This is a genomic window from Thermocatellispora tengchongensis (genome assembly GCF_014202315.1).
GTDB classification, from domain to species: domain Bacteria; phylum Actinomycetota; class Actinomycetes; order Streptosporangiales; family Streptosporangiaceae; genus Thermocatellispora; species Thermocatellispora tengchongensis.
The window spans coordinates 281,710-302,594 of the sequence record NZ_JACHGN010000015.1; the positions used below are offsets into that span (position 1 = coordinate 281,710).

19 protein-coding genes are annotated in these 20,885 nt (G+C 70.8%); 5 read left to right on the forward strand and 14 right to left on the reverse strand.

Annotation, left to right across the window (positions count from 1 at the left end):
- Nucleotides 1–8: 8 nt before the first annotated feature.
- From HNP84_RS32175 to HNP84_RS32190, 4 genes are all read right to left on the reverse strand, one after another.
- Nucleotides 9–1,550, reverse strand: coding sequence for an ABC transporter substrate-binding protein (locus HNP84_RS32175; protein ID WP_185053699.1), 1,542 nt, complete (start codon nt 1,548–1,550; stop codon nt 9–11).
- A 161-nt stretch (nt 1,551–1,711) separates the two neighbouring features.
- Nucleotides 1,712–2,491 (reverse strand): crotonase/enoyl-CoA hydratase family protein, encoded by a 780-nt coding sequence (locus HNP84_RS32180; RefSeq protein ID WP_185053700.1) that lies wholly within the window; start codon nt 2,489–2,491, stop codon nt 1,712–1,714.
- Between the two features lie 13 nt (nt 2,492–2,504).
- Entirely contained in the window at nt 2,505–4,979 is a 2,475-nt protein-coding gene (locus HNP84_RS32185; protein ID WP_221337009.1) for a CaiB/BaiF CoA transferase family protein, read from the reverse strand.
- A 17-nt stretch (nt 4,980–4,996) separates the two neighbouring features.
- Nucleotides 4,997–5,695: a nitroreductase gene (locus HNP84_RS32190; RefSeq protein WP_221337010.1), complete on the reverse strand. Its 699-nt coding sequence runs from the start codon at nt 5,693–5,695 to the stop codon at nt 4,997–4,999.
- A gap of 70 nt (nt 5,696–5,765) precedes the next feature.
- Here HNP84_RS32190 and HNP84_RS32195 point away from each other — a divergent pair, with 70 nt between their 5' ends.
- From HNP84_RS32195 to HNP84_RS32210, 4 genes are all read left to right on the forward strand, one after another.
- Entirely contained in the window at nt 5,766–6,737 is a 972-nt protein-coding gene (locus tag HNP84_RS32195; protein WP_185053702.1) for a MarR family winged helix-turn-helix transcriptional regulator, read from the forward strand.
- Between the two features lie 61 nt (nt 6,738–6,798).
- Complete coding sequence (locus HNP84_RS32200) at nt 6,799–7,557, forward strand: enoyl-CoA hydratase/isomerase family protein (RefSeq protein ID WP_185053703.1); 759 nt, start codon at nt 6,799–6,801, stop codon at nt 7,555–7,557.
- A gap of 202 nt (nt 7,558–7,759) precedes the next feature.
- Nucleotides 7,760–8,962: a cytochrome P450 gene (locus tag HNP84_RS32205; protein ID WP_185053704.1), complete on the forward strand. Its 1,203-nt coding sequence runs from the start codon at nt 7,760–7,762 to the stop codon at nt 8,960–8,962.
- A 47-nt stretch (nt 8,963–9,009) separates the two neighbouring features.
- Nucleotides 9,010–9,831: an SDR family NAD(P)-dependent oxidoreductase gene (locus HNP84_RS32210; RefSeq protein ID WP_185053705.1), complete on the forward strand. Its 822-nt coding sequence runs from the start codon at nt 9,010–9,012 to the stop codon at nt 9,829–9,831.
- Nucleotides 9,832–9,913: 82 nt separating this feature from the next.
- Here the strand turns inward: HNP84_RS32210 and HNP84_RS32215 are convergent, their stop codons facing one another.
- From HNP84_RS32215 to HNP84_RS32245, 7 genes are all read right to left on the reverse strand, one after another.
- Nucleotides 9,914–11,458 (reverse strand): aldehyde dehydrogenase family protein, encoded by a 1,545-nt coding sequence (locus tag HNP84_RS32215; protein ID WP_221337011.1) that lies wholly within the window; start codon nt 11,456–11,458, stop codon nt 9,914–9,916.
- A gap of 13 nt (nt 11,459–11,471) precedes the next feature.
- Nucleotides 11,472–12,284: an enoyl-CoA hydratase/isomerase family protein gene (locus HNP84_RS32220; protein WP_185053706.1), complete on the reverse strand. Its 813-nt coding sequence runs from the start codon at nt 12,282–12,284 to the stop codon at nt 11,472–11,474.
- Nucleotides 12,281–13,411, reverse strand: coding sequence for a flavin reductase (locus HNP84_RS32225; RefSeq protein ID WP_221337012.1), 1,131 nt, complete (start codon nt 13,409–13,411; stop codon nt 12,281–12,283). Before HNP84_RS32225 ends, HNP84_RS32220 begins: the two co-directional genes overlap by 4 nt.
- A 35-nt stretch (nt 13,412–13,446) precedes the next feature.
- The gene (locus HNP84_RS32230) at nt 13,447–14,217 is read right to left on the reverse strand and encodes an SDR family NAD(P)-dependent oxidoreductase (protein WP_185053708.1); all 771 of its coding nucleotides are present in this window, start codon (nt 14,215–14,217) and stop codon (nt 13,447–13,449) included.
- 65 nt (nt 14,218–14,282) lie between these two features.
- The gene (locus tag HNP84_RS32235; protein WP_185053709.1) at nt 14,283–15,239 is read right to left on the reverse strand and encodes a cyclase family protein; all 957 of its coding nucleotides are present in this window, start codon (nt 15,237–15,239) and stop codon (nt 14,283–14,285) included.
- Between the two features lie 104 nt (nt 15,240–15,343).
- Nucleotides 15,344–15,943, reverse strand: a complete 600-nt coding sequence (locus HNP84_RS55390; protein WP_185053710.1) for a PaaI family thioesterase — start codon at nt 15,941–15,943, stop codon at nt 15,344–15,346.
- A gap of 40 nt (nt 15,944–15,983) precedes the next feature.
- Nucleotides 15,984–17,522, reverse strand: coding sequence for an ABC transporter substrate-binding protein (locus HNP84_RS32245; protein ID WP_185053711.1), 1,539 nt, complete (start codon nt 17,520–17,522; stop codon nt 15,984–15,986).
- 128 nt (nt 17,523–17,650) lie between these two features.
- Between HNP84_RS32245 and HNP84_RS32250 the strand changes: the two genes are divergently transcribed.
- Nucleotides 17,651–18,070 carry a nuclear transport factor 2 family protein gene (locus tag HNP84_RS32250; protein WP_185053712.1) on the forward strand — a complete coding sequence of 140 codons (420 nt, stop codon included), beginning with the start codon at nt 17,651–17,653 and terminating at the stop codon, nt 18,068–18,070.
- A 35-nt stretch (nt 18,071–18,105) separates the two neighbouring features.
- Here the strand turns inward: HNP84_RS32250 and HNP84_RS32255 are convergent, their stop codons facing one another.
- The 3 genes from HNP84_RS32255 to HNP84_RS32265 form a co-directional block, all read right to left on the reverse strand.
- On the reverse strand, nt 18,106–18,762 hold the full coding sequence (locus HNP84_RS32255; protein WP_185053713.1) for a GntR family transcriptional regulator: 657 nt from the start codon (nt 18,760–18,762) through the stop codon (nt 18,106–18,108).
- 165 nt (nt 18,763–18,927) lie between these two features.
- A complete protein-coding gene (locus HNP84_RS32260) occupies nt 18,928–20,061 on the reverse strand; it encodes an NAD(P)H-dependent flavin oxidoreductase (protein WP_185053714.1) in 1,134 nt (377 codons plus the stop codon).
- A gap of 27 nt (nt 20,062–20,088) precedes the next feature.
- Nucleotides 20,089–20,856, reverse strand: a complete 768-nt coding sequence (locus tag HNP84_RS32265; RefSeq protein ID WP_185053715.1) for an SDR family oxidoreductase — start codon at nt 20,854–20,856, stop codon at nt 20,089–20,091.
- Nucleotides 20,857–20,885: the final 29 nt, after the last annotated feature.

The following is a 20,885-nucleotide window of genomic DNA, read 5'->3' on the forward strand; positions in this document are numbered from 1 at the left end:
CGCGGCGGTCACTTCTCCAGCCACGCGCTGTCGAAGTACTGCATGGTGCTGCCGGTGTACTTGTAGCCGCCGGTGTCGAGGTGGAGCTTGGTCGTCGTCGCCATGCTCGCGGTGTACGGCAGGACGTACGCGGCGATCGCCTTGTCCCGGATGATGTTGAGCACCTCCCGCCACGCCGCGTTGCGCTCGTCGAGAGTCAGGGAGTTGCGGGCCTTGAGCAGGGCGGCGTCGAGCTCGGGGTAGGTGGCCTTCGGCCAGTTGGTGGCCTTGGAGTAGAACCGGGACCAGAAGGTCGGGTATCCGCTGCTGGCCGTGGACCCCCAGATGAGGTCATAGTCGCCGTTGGCCCCGATCTCCGCGAGCGTCGCCGCGTCCACGGCGGTGACCTTCACGTTGAGGCCGATCTTCTTCAGTTCGCTCTGGAGATAGGTCGCCTGCGTGGTGAGCGATTGGAAGTACTTCAGCTCGACGTCGGGGTCGCCGCCGTCGGCGACGAACTCGGCGATGAGCGCCTTGGCCTGGCCGAGGTCCTGCCGTGGCGTGTCCTCGGGGGAACAGACCGGCGATCCCGGCGCGAAGGGCACGCAGTCGAGGCTGCCGTCCCAGACGTCGGTGTCGCCCATGATGACCTTCTTGGTGGTCTGCGGGTCGAAGGCCAGCGAGATCGCCCTGCGTACCCGCTCATCGGCCCCGATGGGCCGTGAACCGTTGGGGACCACGGCCGCGCCGCCACCGAGCGGGGGCCAGAGCTTGATGGACTCGTTGCCCTTGTACTGCGGCCACACGCCGGCGTTGACGAGAGCCGAGTGCGCCGCGCCGGAGAGCATCGTGTCGGTGATGGTCTGCGTGCCCGTCATGACCTGGTAGGTGACGCGGTCGAGATACGGCTTGCCCGTCTCCCAGTACTCCGGGTTCTTCGCGAACACCATCTCCGAGTCGCGGGTCCAGGACTGCAGGACGAAGGCCCCGGCGCCCACCGGGTGCTCGTTGAAGTTCCCCGGGTCCGCCAGCGCCTTCGGGGAACCCACCAGGCTCGCCGGGGTCGAGGCCGTGAAGATCACCGGGAAGGACCCGTTGACGTCCTTGAGGGTGAACGTCACCTCAAGATCGCCGGTCGCCTCGACCGACTTCAGATCGGCGAGCAACGGTTTGGCCACCGAAGTGCTCTCGGGCGCGGTGTGCCGCTTGACGTTGAACACCACCGCTTCGGCGTCCAGCGGCGTGCCGTCGCTGAACATCACACCCCGGCGGAGCTTCAGCACCCACACCCTGCCGTCGGCGCTGGTCATGCTCTCGGCCAGTTTCGGCCGCACCTCGCCGGTGATGTCGTCGCGATACAGCAGCGTGTCCATGACCATCGCCGCCCGCTCGATCCCCGTGCCGACGTTCGCCAGTTTCACCGGGTCGAACCCCGGCATCTCCCCGACGGCGGCGAGCACGGTCACGGAGCCGCCACGATCGACGCCCCCTCCGGTGCGGCCGCTCCCCGCCTCGGGACCGGCGCCACCGCAGGCGGCGACGGCCAGCAGCAGAGCGCCGGCGACGATCATCGCCCGCGCCTTCCGTACCCGCCGCACACGGCACGTGGGAACGTTCATTTCACGATCACCTCTTCGTCAGGCCGCACCCGGCCGTGAATTGCCATCACCTTAGGTCTGCCGAGGTCATAAATCAATAATTATTGATCAAATCTTGCACGAGTGACCTCGGTTCAGGCCGGCTCCCGCAGCGACGGCCAGTCGGGGGCTCGCCGTTCGTTGAACGCCGCCGCCCCCTCTGCGGCGTCCGCCGACCGGGTGACGCTGTGCAGGATCGGCCGCTGCCGCTCGAAGAACTCGCCGACCGGCCAGTCCTCGGACTCGTCGAGGATGCGCTTGGTCGCGCCCAGCGCGACGGGCGAGCACTCGGCGATCTTCCGGGCGAGCCGCATCGCCGCGTCGAGCGCCTGACCGTCAGGGACCACCCGTGAGACGAGCCCCAGGTCGGCCAGCCGCCGAGCGTCCAGCGGCTCTCCGGTGAAGAGCGCTTCGGCCGCGACCGCGCGCGGGATCCGCCGCGGCAGCCGCAGGATGCCGCCGCCGCCGGCCAGCAGGCCCCGCTTGACCTCCGGAAGGGCGAACCGGGCGCTCTCACCCGCCACGATGAGATCACAGGCGAGTGCGATCTCGAAGCCTCCGCCCGCGGCGTGCCCCTCGACGGCGGCGATGGTGACCTTGGCCGGGGTCCGCTCCGTCATGCCGGCGAACCCCCGGTCCGTCATCGGGCTGAACTCCGGCCCGCGGCCGAAGTTCTTCAGGTCGTTGCCGGCGCAGAAGGCCCGTCCCGCCCCGTGGACGACTCCGACGATGAGCGAGGGGGTTCGCTCCAGCCGCTCGACGGCGGCGTGCAACCCGAGCGCCAGCTCCCGGTCAACGGCGTTGAGCACCTGTGGCCGGTTGAGGGTGATCTGGAGTATCGGACCGGCAACGGTGGTGAGCACGGCGTCGGTCATCGCCTTGATCCTTTCACTGGACGACCACGCGTCCGTCCTTCGTTCCCAGCGGCTCTTCGCCGATCAGCCCCAGTTTCCGGAGCCGGACGATCTCGGATTCCTCCATCCCGAGGAGGTCGCGCAGGACGTGATCGTTGTGCCGGCCCAGTGTGGGAGCCGGAGACCGGCGCCGCAGCGGGGTCCCCGACAGGCGCATCGGCGCGGACGGATACCGGTGCGTGCCGACGTGGGGCCGGTCGAGGGCGTGGAAGAAACCGGTCGAGGCCAGGTGCGGATCGGCCAGGACCTCGGCGGCGTCGGCGACCGGCGCGGCCGGCACACCGTTCGCCTGGAGGATGCCGGCGGCCTCCTTCGCCGGGCGCCGCCTCGTCCACTCCTCGACCTCGGCGTCGATGCGGGACCGGTCCGCCAGGCGGCCCGGCACGGTGGACCAGGAGGGCGTCACGGCCAGGCCCAGCACCCGTGCCAGCGCCCGCCACTGCTCGTCCGTCCGGACGCTCACCACCACCCACGAGTCCTCACCCGCGGCGCGGTAGCACCCGCTCGGCGCCGCTCCGGGAACGGTGTTCTCGCGCCGCTCCGGGGACCGGCCCGCGAGCTGGGTCTGGAGCAGTTCGGCGCCGAGATGACCGATCACGGCCTCCACCTGCGCGACCTCGACATGCTGCCCGGCGCCTGTGGCGCGGCGGTGCCGCAGGGCCAGCACCGCGCCGAACGCGGCGACGATTCCGGCGTTGGAGTCGGCGAGGCTCATGGCGATCACCTGCGGGACGCCCCCGCGGTACCCGCAGCGCTCGGTCAGCCCGGCGGCCGACTCGGTGATCAGGGCGGTGCTGCGGTAGTCGCGCCAGGGCCCCTCCAGGCCGAATCCGGGCATCGAGACCATGACGAGATCCGGGTTGACCACGCGCAGGTCGTCGAAGCTCAGGCGCAGCGACCTCATCACCCGCGGTGTGAAGTTCTCCACGACCAGGTCGGCGGACCGGATCAGCCGCAGCGCGACCGCGCGGCCCTCCTCGTGGGCCAGGTCCAGCGTGACGCCGAGCTTGCCCTCGTTCACGGAGTTGAACAAAGGGGACTGTTCCCACAGGTAGTCGGGGTCGGGCGCGTCGCCGGTGAAGATCCGCCTCGCCGTACGCCACCAGTCGGTGCGGGTGACGGACTCCACCTTGACGACCTCCGCGCCGAGGTCGGACAGGAGCTGGGTGGCGAAGGGCCCCGCCCAGCCCATCGTGAAGTCCACGACCCGGATGCCGTGGAGGGGGCGTTCCGATCCGCCGGCCGGCGCCCGGCGCCGCGGCGTCCCGAGCCACTCCGCCAGGACCTCCTCGGTGTGCTCCCCGTGCGCGGGGGCACGGCGCCGCGCCCGCCAAGGGCTGCCGGGCAGCCGAGCAGGGGCGCCCGGGTGCCGCAGCGTCCTGTCCCCGTAGTCGAGTTCGTCGAAGAACGCACGGGCCGTCAGTTGGGGCGACTCCAGCACTTCGGTGAGCGTGTGGACCTCACCGACGAGGTGACCCAGCGTCTGGCAGAGTTCGACCAGCTCGCGCTTCTCCCGTCCGCGGATCAGCTCGCTCAGTACGCGCAGATGGCGGTCACGGTCGGCGTCGTCGATGGGGGCCATTGCGCGCGGGGGGAGGCTGCCGGGCCCGAACACGATGCTCCACAGTTCGTCCCACGCCCGTATCGCCGATGACGCGGCCGCCACGTGACCGTCCGAGGTGGGCAGGACGACCCAGGGCTGACCGGCCGTGTTCGCCCGCCGGGGCCGCTTGCGGCCGGTGTAGGAGTAGGCGACGGTGTCGTAGAGCTGGCTGGTCACGGCCACCTCGAACGCGCGTACGTCGACGACCTGGCCGCGCCCTCCCGCCTCGGCGGCCATCACCGCCGCCACCACGCCGAGGGCGGCGACCTGGCCGGTCAGGTAGGAGATGTAGTCGCCGCCGGCGGCGAGCGGCGGCCGTCCGGCTTCGCCCTGCACGGCCATCCAGCCCGACAGCGCCATGTGGACGAGATCGTCGGCGAGCCAGGACGCGTAGGGGCCCTCCGGCCCGAAGTCGGTGACGCTCGCGAGGACCGTTCCCGGATGGCGGCCCTCGAAGGACTCGCGGTCCAGGCCGAGCCTGTTCCGCTCGGATTCGGGCCGGCACTCCACGACGACGTCCGCCGCGTCGATCAGGTCGTGCAGCAGCCGGACCCCGGCCGCCGAGCCGAGGTCGAGGGTGATCCCTCGCTTTCCGGCGTTGACGTGGAGGTAGGTGACCCCCGCGTCCTCGCCCGCCGTGCCGATGGGGACGGAGGGCAGGCAGGCGCGCGTCCAGTCGGGCGTCGCGCGCTGTTCCAGCTTGACGACGTCCGCGCCGTATCCCGCGAGCAGCCGGGCGCAGTACGGCCCGGCCAGGCCGGCGCTCAGATCCAGGACGCGCAACCCCGCCAGTGGGCCGCGCCGGCCCGTGGTGGCGTCGTCTCCCGCCATGTCGATGTCTTCCAATCGTCCGCGGTCACGGCTCAGGTGTGCAGGGTGACGGTCTCGTCGAAGGTCGCCCGCTCGGTGCGGAAGCCGTTGGCCGGATGACCCGGGTCGGCGTAACCCATGGAGATCGCGCAGACGAGGTGCCGATCCGGCGGCACCGGCAGCACCGCCCGGATCGCCTTCGGGCGGAGCACCACCGCCGCCTGCGCGATCGTCGCCACCCCGTGGCTCTGCGCGGCGTTCTGCACGTTCGCGACGAAGCCGCCGCAGTCGATGTAGCCGTAGGGTCCCAGCGACGCGGGACTGCTGACGATGGCCACGTGGGGCGCCCCGAAGAACCGGTAGTTCTCCAGCATCTGCTCGCGGCGCCTGGCCCTGTCCTCGCGGGAGATGCCCAGGCTCGCGTACAGGGCGAATCCGGCGGCTCGCCGGCGCGCCAGGTATTCCCCCTGGTACTCCGGCGGGGGCGGGATGTCGCTTCCGCCCGGTGAGCCGGACGTCACGTCGGCCAGCAGGGCCCTGGAGAGCTCGCCGAGCTTCGCGCCGGACACGAGATCGACCTTCCAGGACTGGGCGTTGCACCATGAGGCGGTCCGCTGCGCGGTCTCGAAGATCTGGCGGATCACGCCCTCGGGCACGGGTTCGCCGAGAAAGGCCCGGCAACTGTAGCGCTCACGCACGAGCGCGTCGAAGGCCGCGGCCGTCATGGCCGGCTTCTTGTCCGTGGCAGTCACGGGATAGTTATATGCATGCATGCAACTTTTCTGCAAGGGCGCGCGTTCTCCGGGCGCTATCGTCCTCAGCGTGAACGAGGCCGTGAACGAGGCATGGAACGGACGGGAGCATCCTGTCGTCGCGCTCCTCCTGTTCCTGGAGGCGCGCGGCCGCAGCCGGGCGCAGATCGACCGGATGCAGGCCGCCATGGGACTTCCGGTGACCCCGCTGGACAACCTCACCCTGGTCGCGGTGTCGGCCGCCGCCCCCATGACCGTGGGCGACGTGGCCTCCCGGCTCTCGGTGGACCTGCCCCGGGCGAGCCGCCAGATCGCGCGGCTGCACCGCATGGGGCTCGTCGTACGCGAGCCCGACCCGCGCGACCGGCGGTCCATCCGCATCCGGCCCACTCCCGAGGGCGAGGCGGCCCGCACCCGCTGGCGCGGCGTATGGCTGTCCGACTACGTCAAGGCCGTCGGCGACTGGCCCGCGGACGACATCGCCTCGTTCGGGGCACATCTGCAAGCGCTCCAGGCGTCGCTGATGAGGCAGCCGGGCTTCACTTCGCCGATCTTCGACGCCCCGGCCGCCACTCCCTCGCCGGCGGCGGATCCCCGCAGCCCCATCGACCGCTTCCAGGACGTCGTCGCCGGCTTCGTGCAGTGGGCCGCCACCACGGTCACCAGCCCGCACTACATCCGCACGATCCTGGCCCGCGCCGAATCGCCCGTGCCGCGACTGGCCACCACGGTTCTGCGCGAGATCGCCGCCCGCGGTCCGATCGACATCACCGACCTGGCCCACGCGCTGAACCTGGACGGGTCGGTGGCCAGCCGGCAGTGCACCGAGCTCGCCACGCATCGCCTGGTCCAACGCCATCAGCACCCGCAGGACGGCCGGCGGTCGGTGCTCACCGCCACGTTCGCCGGGGAGCGGCTGCTCAGCGCGATCGATCTCGCCCAGTCGGAGCCGGTCCACGCCGCGCTGAGGACCTGGGACGCCGAGACTCTGAACGAGTGCCTGACCTATGTCGCCCGCTTCCTGAAGAACCTCACGAGATAGTTGTCTGCTAGCAGATAACTAATTATGCTCCCCCCACCACCAGTGGAGGAGGAGCGGCCCCATGGGTTTTGTCGAATTCGAGCGTGACGGCGAGGTGGGCGTGATCGTACTGAACCGCCCGGAGCGGATGAACGCCCTCGGCAGCGCCATGCTCGGCGAGCTGAGAGCGGCCTACCGCGAGCTGGAGGGCGACCCCGGGCTCAAGGCCGGGATCGTGACCGGAAGAGGACGGGCGTTCTGCGCCGGGCGCGACATCAAAGAGGGCGCCGCCGGCGACACCGGCCTCCGCGACCAGGCCACGACCCTCAACACCGACCTCTTCATGAACTGCAACGTGGCCAAACCGCTCGTCGCCGCGGTCAACGGCTACGCCGGCGGGGCCGGCTTCTACCTGGCGACACGGGCGGTGGACTTCGTGGTGGCGGCCCGCTCGGCGTCCTTCCAGATCGCCGAGGTGCCCCGCGGCATCCTGCACGGCTGGCAGACCGGCTACTGGGCGAACCTGCCGCGGGCGGCCGCGCGCGAGCTGGCCTTCGGGTTCCGGATCAGCGGCCGGCGCGCCTACGACATGGGATTGGCGAACGCGTACGCGGAGGACGACGAGCAACTGATGCCGTCGGCCCTGGCGGCGGCCCGCCACATCGGCGCGATGCCGCAGTCGGTCATCCTGACCAACCGGGAGCTGCTGAAGCGGCTCGAAAACGAGCTTCCGCCGGACGTCGCCGCCGACGGCCGCGCGGCCTACCTGTCACTTCTGGAACGCGCGGGCGCGGGCGACCGTGAGTTCCTGGAGCGCCGCGGCACCTCCGCACCGGCCTGACCCATCCCCCCGAGACCGGGGGCTCGGGGACGGCTCCGCCTTCCCGGGCACGACCACCGCCGCGCGGGTCTGTTCTGATCAGAAATCAAAAGATATCGTGACTGTCACCACGGTCCGCCCTCCCGCGGACCACGAGGAGGAGCGATGAACAGGCTCGAACCTGCCGGCCTTCGTGCCGGCGAGCACACGGGTGAGTGATCGAATGGGCACGCGCTCCCAGGACGACATGCCCGTGGCGGAGATGCCCCGCACCCTCGACGAGATGGCGGATCTGCGCGCCCGTGGCCCGGTCGCCAGGGTGCGGTTCGCGGTGGGCGGCGAGGCGTGGGTCGTGCTGTCGCACCAGCACGCGAGGGAACTGCTGGCCGACGCCCGTCTCGGCCGGGCGCCGCTGGTGCGGCAGGACGTACCCCATCGGGCGGCCTTCCCCAAGTTTCTGAAGAACACCCTCATGTTCACCGATCAGCCGCAGCACGCCCGTCTGCGGCGCCTGGTGGCGAAGTGGTTCACGGCACGCCGGGTCGAGTCGTACCGCGACAGGACGACCGCCGTCGCCCATCGATTGATCGACGACCTGGAAGGCGCCGGAGCGCCGGCGGACCTCATCGCGGGCTTCGCCGCCCCGCTGCCGCTGGACGTCCTGACCAACCTGCTCGGCGTCCCGATGGAGCACAAGCACCGGTTCGAGGAATGGGTCCGGGTGCTGCTGTCGATCGACGCTCGAACGGCGCAGCAGGCGGACGCGGCCATGGACGAGATGGCGGCCTATCTGACCGAGGCCATCGGCCGCAAGCGGGCGCACCCCGAGGAAGACCTGCTCAGCGGGCTGGCATCGGTGCGCGACAAGGACGACTCGCTGACCGGCGAGGAGATCCTCTGGATCGCCATGCTCGTGCTCACCGGCGGGTTCGACAACACCGCCAACGCGATCGGCACGGGCGTGTACGCCCTGCTCCGTCACGCGGAGCAGCGAGCGGTGTTCCAGTCGGACCCCGACCGGTTCGTCACCACGTTGACGGAGGAGGTGCTCCGGCACGGCCGCCAGTCGGTGGGCGAAGGGCATCAGGTCGCCGGTGTCCCTTTCCTGGCACTGGAGCCGATCGAGTTCGCCGGAATCCGGATCGAACCCGGCGAGTTCGTCGTCGTACACCGCACCTCGGCGAACCATGACGAGACGGTCTTCGATGAGCCCGGCCGGTTCGACGTGACCCGATCGCCCAATCCTCACCTGGGGTTCAGCCACGGTGCGCATCACTGCCTGGGAGCGCCCCTGGCCCGGATGGAGCTTCAGGTGGCGTTCACCACGCTGTTCGCGCGGCTGCCGGACCTGGCGCCGGCCGGCGAGCCGCGTTTCCTGCGCGAGATGCTGAGCGCCCCGATGGCCGAGCTGCCGGTGCGGTGGTAGCGCGCACCTTCAGCATGATCAATATCTGAAAGCATGGGAGTCACGCAATGAGTGAGCCGGCCGCCGACGACCGTCCCATCCCCCACCGGCCCCGCGGCCTGCCGCCGTCCGCGTTCCGGCTCGACGGCCGCAGGGCGGTCGTCACCGGAGGCTCCAAGAACATCGGACTGGAGATCGCGGCCGCCTTCCTCCAGGCGGGCGCGGAGGTGCTGATCGCCGGCCGGAAACCGGAGCAACTGGAGTCGGCGCTCGCCGGTCTCGGCGCCCTGGTGCCCGGTGGCCGGGTCGAGGCCGTGCGGGCCGACATCGGCGCCTCCGACGGAGCCGACGCCATCGCGGACGCCGCCGAGGGCCTCTTCGGCGGCGTCGACATCCTCGTCAACAACGCTCACCTCGTCGGCGCCACCCCGGGCGTGCCCGTCTTCGACATCCCGGAGAAGACCTGGTACGAGGTCTTCGAGACCAACCTGTTCGGCCCGATCCGCCTGATCAACCGGTTGATGAAGCCCGTGGTCGAGGAGGGTCGCACCGCGTCGGTCATCAACGTGCTCTCCGGCGCCGCGTTCAAGGCGACGCCTGGCCGCCCGGCGTACTCGGCGAGCAAAGCGGCGCTGTGGATGCTGACCCGCTGCCTGGCCGAGCAGGCCGGCCCCGCCATCAGGGTCAACGCCGTCTGCCCCGGCGTGGTCACCGAGTACGGCGAGCCTCGGTTCGAGCTCGGCCGCAAGTTCCTCAAGGACGGCATGATCCCGCTCGGCCGCCTCGGGTTGCCCGAGGAGGTGTCGGCCGCGGCCCTCTACCTCGCGTCGGACGCGGCGAGCTACACCACCGGGAGCGTGATCCACTGCAACGGCGGGCGTCCCTGGTAGGCGCCGGCGCGTGCCGGTCGCCGGCCGTGCCCGCCCAGGCGCGGCCGGCCCGGTCCCGGATCCCGGCCCGGTCATCCCCGGGTCATCGGCCCAGCCTCACATTGATCTGCTTGATCTGGGTGAGGCCCTCCAGCATGCCCTCCAGGGACGCCTCCCGGCCCATGCCGCTGTCCTTGTAGCCGCCGAAGGACTGCCCGGCCACCTGGCCGCCGCCCTGGTTGACCTGCACCCAGCCCGCCTGGAGGCGGTGCGCCACGGACAGCACCTGCGACATCTGGTCCCCGAAGACGAAGGCGGCCAGCCCGTAGTGCGTGTCGTTGGCCATGGCGACCACGTCCTCGACGTCGGTCCAGGGGATGGCCGCGAGCACCGGGCCGAAGATCTCCTCGCGGGCGATCCGCCAGCCGTTGTCCACGCCCGCGATGAGGGCGGGGCGCAGGTAGTAGCCGCCGCTCAGCTCCGGCTCGGACGGCGGGCCGGGCTCGCCGTGCACGAACCGCGCCCCCGGCTCGTCCGCGGCGGAGCGCAGATAGCCGCAGACGCGGTCGAACTGGGCCTGGTTGATCAGGGACCCGATGTCGCTCGCCAGGGAGAGCGGGTCACCCACGCGAAGCGCGGCCAGGCGTGCGGCGACCCGCTCCAACAGCTCGTCGTGGATCTCGCGGTGCGCGAACAGGCGCGACCCGGCGGTGCAGCTCTGCCCCTGCCGGGTGATGCGCATCGCCAGGATGATCTGGTCGGCCAGCTCGTCGGTCACCTCCTGCGGGAAGACCACGGTGGGGCTCTTGCCGCCGAGTTCGAGCGAGCAGCGCACCAGGCGCTCGGCCGCGGTCGCCGCCACGCCCCTGCCCACCGCCGTGGAGCCGGTGAACGTCACCTTGTCCACGCCCGGGTGCGCGGCCAGCGGGGCGCCGCATTCGGCGCCGTAGCCGGTGACGACGTTGAGGGTCCCGGGCGGCAGGTGCGGCTGGACCAGCTCGGCCATCATCAGCACCGCCAGCGGGGCGTCCTCGGCGGCCTTGACCACGACCGTGTTGCCCGCAGCGAGCGCCGCGGGGATCTTCAGCCCGGCGATGAGCAGCGGGCTGTTCCACGGCATGATCGCGCCGACGACGCCGAGCGGTTCGCGCCGGGTGTACTGCAACTGGCCGTCGCCGGCGGGCAGCACGGTTCCCTTCGCCTCGCCGGCGACCCCGGCGAAGTAGCGGAACAGCGACACCAGGGAGGCGACCTCCACGCTCGCCTGCGTACGCAGGGCGTTGCCGGTCTCCAGCGCCATGACCCGGGCCAGATCGGCCGCCCTGGCCTCGATCGCGTCCGCGGCCTCCAGCAGGGCCCGCTGCCGTACCGTGAAGTGGTGCGAGGACCAGTCCGGGAAGGCCGACCTCGCCGCGGCGACGGCCGTCGCCACGTCCTCGGCGCGGCCCCGGGGCACCCGCGCGATCATCGCGCCCCGATGCGAGGGGGCGAGCACGTCCAGCCACTCCCCCGCCTCGGCCGCGGCCTCCCGGCCGCCGATCCACATTCCCCGGCTCGCCGGACCGGGCGCGAGCGCGGCGACGGCGGCGTCGGCGGAGTCGAACACGAGCGCGCGCCAGGCGTCCGAACGGACGGTGCCAGTAGCCACGGTGCTGATCTCCTTACTCGGCCGCTTCGGGCCGGGGGCGGGTCCAGGCCGGTTCGCGGCGCTCGGCGAAGGCCCGGGGCCCCTCCGCCGCGTCGTCGCTGCCCCGGAGCACGAAGTTGAACATCTCGGCGAAGCGCCACTGCTGCTGGACGCTCAGTTCGCGTCCCTCGCGCACGATGCGCTTGATGAACTGCACGGCCAGCGGTGAGCCGCGCAGGATCTGCGCGGCGACCTCGCCGGTCAGCCGCGTCAGAGACTCCGCGTCGTCGGCGAGCGCCTGCACCAGCCCGATCTGGTAGGCGCGGTCGGCGCTCATCCGCCCGCCGGTCAGGTGCAGCCACAGCGCCTCGCCCAGCGGGATCGACCGGGACAGGTGGGCCAGTCCGGCGCCGCCGAGCATGCCGCGATGCGGCTCGGGAAGCCCGAAGCTGGAGCCGCGGGTGGCGATCCGCAGGTCGCACAGCAACGCCAGCTCCAGCCCTCCGCCCAGGCAGTATCCGTCGATGGCGGCCACGACCGGAGTGGCGCAGCGTTCCAGGGCGTCGAATCCGGGCAGCTCGCCCTGACGGGTGACGTCGGGGTAGGCGTGCGGGACCGGTCTCCGCCCGCGCGCCGAGGGGTCGCGCAGGTCGAAGCCGGAGGAGAAGGCCCGCCCGCCTTCCCCGACGAGCACGATCACGCCGACGTCGTCGTCGGCGTCCAGTTCGCGGAGCGTACGGTCCAGCTCCGCCAGCAGCGCCAGGCTCAGCGCGTTGTGGACTTCGGGGCGGCGCAGGACCACCCGCGCGCACCCCGCCTCGCGCTCCACGTCGAGGCCGCCGCTCATCGGATGCCGCCGTACGTCACCCGCTCCGCCTCGCGCGCGGCCTCCACCAGCCGTCCCGCCACGTCCTCGATGCGGCCGCCGGCCTGGGGCGAGGACATGCCCGACACCGACAGTGACATGACCACCGAACCGTCGGGCGCGAAGATCGGCGCGCTGAGGTTGCGCGCGTCGATGCCCCGTGTGCCGAGTGTGCCGGCGGCCGGGTGGAACCTTCCCAGCCCGATCTCGTCGAGACGGTCGTTGGCCTCGATCATCCGGCTGATCGCGTGCTCGGGAGGGTCCGGCCGTACGGAGATCGCCCAGCCGCGTTCGCGGGTGGCGTCCAGAATGTCCTCCAGCCGCTTGCGCTGGTCCGGTTCCAGCGCCGGGCCGGCGTTGGCGAGCCACTCCTCGCGTTGCTCCCGGGTGCCCCAGGCGGCGATGGGCACGGCGAGCGGCGGGCGGAAGGGCACCCGGTCGCCGGCGCGCACCGCTGCCCGGTCGCTGAAGGGGGACCACGTGCTCGCGACGAGCACGGGCCGCCCGCCCACGATGCCGGTCGCGCTGGCCTCGACGCCCAGTTCGGCCGAGAGCATCTGCATCTGGTCGCGTACCGCGTTGACCAGGCGCAGCATTCCGGAGTTCTGCACCGACTCGGCCACCAGTGGCCCGGGGCTGAACCGTCCGTAGCCGCCGCGGAAGAACACCAGGGGCAGCGACGGGCTGCCGAGCTGGAGGTCCACCACATCGCCCAGGACGATGAAGTGGTCCCCCGCCTCCACGACCGAGCGGATGCGGCAGTCGATCCAGGCCAGTACGCCCTCCAGGACCGGTGAGCCGGTCGGGCCCGGCCGCCAGCCCAGCCCGGCGAACTTGTCCTCGACCTTGGCCGACAGGGCGCGGCACACATGCTCCTGGTCATAGGCCAGCACGTTGACGCAGAACGCGCCGGTCGCCCGGACCTTCGGCCAGCTTGTGGACGACTTCGCCGGGAGGAAGCCCACGATCGGCGGGTCCATCGAGACCGAGGTGAACGACCCGACCGTCAGGCCGAAGGGGGTGCCGTCGGCCCCTCGCGCGGTGACGGCGCTCACCCCGGTCGGATACTGCCCCAGCACCTGCCGGTAGTGGTTCTTCATGCCAGCCATTGGCTCCCTGCCTCGTCGTCGGTGGTCTCGTCACTTCAGAACAGGCCGGTCAGGGCGCCGCCATCGACGTACAGGTTCGCGCCCGTGATGTACTCGCCCTCGTCGCTGATCAGGAAGGAGACCACCTTCGCGACGTCCTCCCCGGTCGGCAGGCGGCCGCGCAGCACCTTGCGCGGCACCTTGGTGCGCACCTCGGTGGAGGCGTTGTTGCGCATCGTGGTGGCCATCATCCCAGGGCCGACGTTGTTGACCCTGATGTCGTACGGCGCGAGGTCGGCCGCCATGCCCATCACCATCTGGCGCAGCCCGCCCTTGCTCGCCCCATAGGGGACGTGGTTGAGCACGCCGCGCTCGGCGTTGGTCGAGGTGATCGTGACGATGCTGCCGCCGGTCCCCTGCTCGGCCATGACCCGGGCGCCCGCCTGGGCGAGCATGAAGGCGCCCTTGAGGTTGACGTCGTGGATGCGGTCCCAGTGCTCCTCGGTGACCTCCAGCATGGGCGCGGACGCGCTGACCCCGGTGGAGTTGATCAGCGAGTCGAGCCCGCCCAGCCACTCCACGGACTCCGCGAGCGCCGCCTTGATCGAATCGGCGCGGGTGACGTCGAGGTGTACCGGGCGCGCCTCGAACCCGTCGGCGGCGATCTGCTTGGCCACGTCGCGGGCGTACTCCAGCGCGACGTCGGCGACCACCACCCGGGCGCCCTGCGCCGCCAGCGCGGCGGACAGGGCCGAGCCCACCGAGCCCCCGCCCCCCGCCACGATGACCCGCTGTCCCGCCAACCGGCCGGTGCGGTCCTCGGTCATTTGCCCATCCTCCCTGTCGTTCTCCCGTGCTCGCGGCCGAGCCGGGTGATGCGTGAAACGCCGCGCTAGATGAGCGCGACGGCGTTGCCCGTCGAACCGGCTCCGCCCGGCAGGTTGAGCGGCACGGCGACGAAGAGGAAGTCGTTGTGCCCGGCCTCGCCCAGCCTGCGGTGGAGCGTCTCGAAGTCGAACAGCTCGCCGAACGGCATGCCGAGCAGCGCCAGGAGCCTGCGATGCAGGCTGCCGGCCGCGCGGCTGCCGGGCGAGCACTCGACGCCCGGGTTGTCGGCGGCCACGGCGGCCACTCCCCAGTCCCACAGCAGCTCCGCGACCTCGGCGGAGCCGGACAGGCCGGGCCAGGTGGCGCGCCGGGCCACCCGCTCGCGCTCCGCGGCGTCCGCTTCCAGGTAGTGCGCCATCCAGCCGGTGCGCACGCACAGCAGGTCTCCCGGAGCCGGTTCGACGCCGCTCGCCGCCACGGCCGCCCGCAGCTCCTCCGCCTCGACGGGGGCCACCGGCTCGTCCGGCGCGGCGTCGAGCGCGGGCCGGATGCGCGCCGAGACGTCCACGAGCACGCCGCGGGTGATGATTCCCCGCTCCGCCCAGTGGTGGACGCTGATCGTGTCCAGGTCGCGGCCGGGCTCGACGTCGACACCGCCGAAGAAGCCGTGGCCGGGCACGTGCAGGTGCCGGAACCCGTCCCACTGGGTGGACCGCTGCGGGAACAGGCCGTCCACCTTCTCGTCCACGAAGTTCCGCTTGCTGGGCGGGAAGACGGTGTGGGTGTACGCCCCGCGCCCGAACAGCGGCGGGTCGGGCAGCGTCAGCGGCAACGTCACGTTGACGACCTCCGAGGCGCGCACGGCGGCCAGCCCTCTGGCCCGCGCCTGGGGTGTGATGTCGTTCAGGCAGCCCAGGGGATCGCCCTTGCCCCAGAACTCCCAGGCATGCCGGTAGTCGGATCCCTCGTCCAGGAGCGGCAGGTCCCGATAGGCGGGACGGGCCGACACGGCTTCACTCACGTTTCGCAACCTTCCCTTGACGCGTCGCCCGACGGGACGAGCCCGGTGCCCGTCCATCGTGTCAAGATTTTCGATATAATGTCAATTATCAAAAATGTGCCCCGCTAAGACGCGATCTGGATGAACAACCCCGTGGCACGGGCCACCACCTCGCCCTCGACCGAGATGGTCGACCACATGGACGTCTTCCGCCCCTCGATGCGGTCGTGGCCCGCTCGGACCTCCAACGGGGCGCCGAGCGGCGTGGCTTTCAGATAGCCGATGTTCAAGGTCGCGGTGAAGCTCGACCGTCCGATCTCGAACAGGTAGGCGCCCATGGCGTGATCGAGCAGTGTCGCGACCACTCCGCCGTGCACGCGTCCCGGAGGCCCGGCGAAGGCCGGCCCCACCTCGACCGTGCCGACGACCTCGTCATCGACCCGCGAGAAGACGATCGGCGGCGCTTGGGGATTGAATCTCGCCCACAGGGCGCCGGCGGTGGACGCGCCCGCGCCCCCGGCCGGCAGGGCCGGGCGGTCCCCCGGCCTGACGCCGTGGAACCACGGGCCGTCTCCCGCGTGGGACTCGATGCGATCGGCGATGCCGCGCAGCTCCGCGGCGAACCGGGCGCTGTCGCGCACGGGCGGGACGCGCACCGCCAGGTCGACAAGCCGGCGCACCTGTGCCACGAACTGGGACTGCGCCTGCATCTCGGCCCCGCTCACGTACACGCTCCTTCACCGGCGATCTCTGCGTGGGAAACGCTCACCGCAGCGACATGTTCTCGGTGTAGTAGACCGAGCCGCCCCGGTAGTCCTCGGCGAACCGCAGTCTGGACGAGGAGATCATCCGGGTCGGGTACGGGCTGTACCAGACCGCCATGGCCTGCTCGTTGAGGATCGACTGCACTTTCCGCCATCCCTTGTTCCGCTCGTCCGCGGTGAGCGCGTCGCGCCCCTGATCGAGGGCGGCGTCGAGCGCGGCGTTGGACTGCTTCAGCAGGTTGCGGCCTTTCGCGGCGAAGTAGTTGTAGCCGCGCGGATAGAAGGACGCGAAGGCCGACACGGCGCTCCACCCGAACTCGAAGTCGCCCTTCGCCTGAGCCGTGGCCATCTCGGCCGCGGGCAGGCCGCGGATCGTGACGTCGATGCCGATCTGCCGCAAGGTCGCCTGGATGTACTCGGCGTCCTTGACCTTGGTGTCATTGATGGTCAGGGTGAGCCGGGGCTTGCCGCCGTCCGCCACGTACTCCGCCACCAGCCGCTTGGCCTCGGCGATGTCCTGAGCCGGCGCGTCGCCCTTGAGACAGGCCGGCGACTCCTTCGTCCACGGCAGGCAGTCGACGTCGCCGTCCCACGGGCTGTTCGCGCCGAAGATCACGGAGTTGGCGGTCTTGGGGTCGAACGCGAGCTGGATCGCCCGGCGGAGCCGGACGTCCCTGCCCGCTTCGGTGGACTGGTTGAGGAAGACGAACTGCCCGCCCGAGCCTTCGTGGACGACGAACCGGCCGTCCGCGGCGAGAGGGCGGTAGTTGTCGGGATCGGCCTGCGTGAGCTGGACGGCGTCGCTCCGCAAGGCGTCGGCGCGCGTCTGCCCATCGGGGATGATCTTGAACTCGATGCCGTCCAGGTGCGGCAGTCCGCGCTGCCAGTACTGCGGGTTCTTCACCAGGGTGAGGTGATCGTCCTTCACCCATTCCTTGAACATGAAGGGGCCCGCCCCGACCGGCTTGTCGCGAAAACCCTCCGGGTCGGCCTTGATCGCGGCCGGCGAGCCGATGAACCCGACGGACGACTCGGCGGTGAAGACGTTGGGGAACGATCCGGAGGGGTGCGCGAGGGTGAAGCGGATCGTGAGATCGTCGACGACCTCGACCTCCTCCACGCTCGACAGCAGGGCCTTGCCGGGTGAGAGGCTGCCGGGGGCGCGGTGCCGCTCGACGTTGTAGGCGACCGCCTCGGCGTCCAGGGGCGTGCCGTCGGTGAACCTCACGCCGGGCCGGAGCTTCATCGTCCAGACCTTGGCGTCGCCGGAGGTCATGGACTCGGCGAGCTGCGGCTTGACCTCGCCTGACGCGTCGAGCCGCAGCAAGGAGTCGAAGACGGGCAGCCCTCGTTCCATTCCCGTGGCCGGGGTGGTGAGAAGCACGGGGTCGAGTCCCGGCATCTCGGTCACCGAGCCGATGTGCAGCACTCCCCCCGAGCCGGAGGTCCCGTCAGGGGCGGGTGCGGATCCGCAACCGCTCAGTACGGCGAATGTCAGCATCACGGCCGCCGACTCGCGCAGTCGCACTCGTCTTGCCATCACACACTCTCCGATGCAGTGCCGGAAGTGACGGCAAGTTTGACATATGATCAAAGATATTACAACGTGGATGCGATCGGAGCCGCGCTACGAAAGGCGCGGCGCAGGGACGACTTCAAAGGAGACCTGTGCACACTGACGCGCCCGACCATGATGCCGTCGATCGATTCTGGACGGGCTTACGCACCCGCGACCTCGGCCTGATCCGTTCCGCGCTCGCCGACGACGTCGAACGCATCGGTCTGTGGTACGGAGGTCCGGACACCGTGATCGGCCGAGACCTCTACCTGTCGATGTTCGAGCGGGTCTTCCGCGACTACGCGCACTGGAGCATCGAACCCAGCACGGTCATCAGATCGGCCGACGGCCGTACCGCGGTCGCCCACTGCCGGGAGGAGCTCCGGCGTACCGCGGACGCCGAGCTGACGGAGCTTCACGAGCTCATCGAGACGACGCTCGACGACAGCGGCCTCATCCGCCGCGTCGACATCTTCTTCAAGATCGCGCCCGGCTACGCTCGCGTGATCGCGGACCGCTACCCGTCTTGACGCCGCAGCGCAGGCCGTTACTACGAGGCCCGCCGTTACTGCGAGCCGAGGAGGGTGCAGCCGAGCAGGCTCGCCCCCTGGGTGAAGTGCTCTTCGACCAGACGGCGGGCCCGCTCGCTGTCGCGGGCCTCGATGGCCTCGATGATGGCCGGATGGTCCTGGAGGGCGCCCTCGACCACGCCGGGAACGGACTCGAACAGATCCTGACGTACGAACCGGTTGGCGAGGCGCAGGAACCACCTGACCCGGTCGCCCGGCGGCAGCTTGTTGATCTGCCGGTGGAACTCGGTGTTCAGTCTGCCCAGTTCCGCGGACCGCTCCCTGCTGGGCGGTTCCTCGGAGAGGGCCGCGAAGCGTTCGTGGATGTCGCGCAGCCGGGCGATGTCCTCCTCGGTGGCCACCTTCGCCGCCCGCGCGGCCAGGATCCCGGCCAGGTGGGCCTGGATCTCGAAGATGTCGTCGATGTCCTGCTGCTCCGGCGGGGAGGCACGGAAGCCCCGCCGGGGCTCGGCGACGACAAGCCCTTCATTGGCCAGGGCGATGAGCGCCTCGCGCACCGGCATGATGCTGACGCCCAGCTCCTCCGCCAGCTCCTCCAGGCCGAGCTTCGCGCCATGCGGGTAGGCACCGCTGAGAATCGCCTGACGGAGGGTCTCGATGACCTCATCCGACAGCTTCGGGCGAGCCGGCATGCGCCTCAGCTTCGCCGACCCCGTACCGGCCATGTGTCCGTCCAATCCGCCTGCGCCGCTCGATATTCGATCCCTGATCGAATTTACCCGACCACGATAGCCGCGGTTCACCGATGCGGTCATCACACCCGTGCGCTCTCCGGTCATCGTCCCTCCGACCGGGGGTCAGCCGAGGGAGCGGTATGTCTCGCTCATCCGCTCCATCGTCGCGACGTACTCCTCGATGATCTCCAGCAGCACATCGCCGGCGGAGCGGACCTTGTTCATGCGGCTGACCACCTGGCCGACCGGCCCGCCGACCAGCTCGTACTTCCCGGCCCGGCGGGCCCGGTCGGTGTACTCGGAGTAGAGAATCTGCTGGAGCGGCATCGGCAGGTTGCCCGGACTCTCCGGGCCGTCCCACGCCTCGGTCCAGGCCGTGCGGATCTGCCGGTTGGGCTTACCGGTCTGGGAGCGCGAGCGCACCGTGTCGGTCGACTTCATGGTCAGCATGTGCTGGACGACCCGCGGATCGGTGGAGGACTCCCTGGTGGTGAGCCAGATCGAGCCGGTCCACACCCCCTGGGCGCCCAACGCCATGGCCGCCGCCATCTGACGCCCGCTGCCGATGCCGCCCGCCGCCAGCACCGGGACGTCGCCGACCACGTCGACGACGTCGGGCACCAGGACCATGCTGCCGATCTCGCCGGTGTGGGCCGCGGCCTCGTAGGACTGGCAGATGTACACGTCCACCCCGTCGCCGAGGCTCTTCAGCGCGTGCTCGGGCTTGCCCACCATGGCGCCCACCCGGGCGCCCTCGGCGTGGGCGCGGTCGATGACCTCCTTCGGCGGGGCTCCCAGCGCACTGACCAGGAAGGTGTTGCGGTGAGTGAACACCGCCTCCAACTGCGCCTTGCCGTAGGCGGCGGTCAGGCCCGGCGCACCGTGGCCATGCCCGAAACGGTACGGCTCGGAGCCGTCCGAGCGCGGCACGCCGTGCTTTTCCATCAGCCTCTCGGCGAACTCGCGATGCCCCGGCGGGATCAGGGCGGTGAGATCCTCGATGACGGAAGCGGAGTCTCCCAGGCCCTGCTCCCTGTCCACGGTCTTGGCGGGCATGACCACGTCCACCCCGAAGGGCGCGCCCCCGCAATGCTCCTCCAGCCAGGTCAGCTCGATGTCGATCTCCTCGGGGGACATCGCGACGACGCCGAGGACGCCCATCCCGCCACCTCGTGACACCGCCGCGACGACATCCCGGCAGTGGCTGAACGCGAACACGGGATACTCGATGCCGAAATCGCGGCAGAGCTGGTTCATGCTGTTCCTTTCTACGGATGTCATGGATCAGGGCCCGGTCATGATGGAGGCGACGAAGCCGCCGTCCGCCACGAGGTTGTGCCCGTTGATCAACCGCGCCTCCGGGGAGAGCAGGAAGGACATCACCGAGGCGATCTCCCGCGGCTCCGCCGGCCCGCCCACCTCGCGAACGCGCTCGATGGACCGGGGGGTCATCGCCCCCTGGAACGCCGGGAGAAGCCGGGTGCGGACGAGGCCGGGGCAGACGGAGTTCATCCGGACGCCCCGCGCGAGACCCGTCGCCGCCCCGTGGAAGGTGAACATCCACACCGCCTCTTTCGAGAACCGATACGCGCCGATGCCCCGGGCGCGACCGGAGGCGTACCAGGCGGCTCCCTCGTCGAAGTCCTCGGTGCGCAGCAGGTCGGTGTGCAGGCCGATGTTCTCGTGGAAGCGGTGCCCCGCGATCGAGGCGATGTTCAGGACGCTGCCGCCGTCCGCCACCCGCGGGCGCAGCAGATCGGTCAGATGGCGCAGGCCCAGGAAGTTGACGGCGAAGACCTGCTCGTCGGGAAGGTCGCCTTCGGGCACACCGGCGCAGTTCACCAGGGCGTCGAGCCCGCCGATCCGCCCGGCCGCCGCCTCGATGCTCTCCTTGGACGACATGTCGGTGCGGTGGAACGTGTCGACCGTGATCCCGGGCTCGGCGATGTCGAGCGCAGTGATCCGGGCTCCCAGGGCACGCGCCTGCTCGGCGAACGCGGCCCCGATGCCCGACGACGCTCCTGTCACGACGTAGTGCTTGCCTTCGTGCATGCGGGTCCTCCGTGATCCGGGCAGGTGCC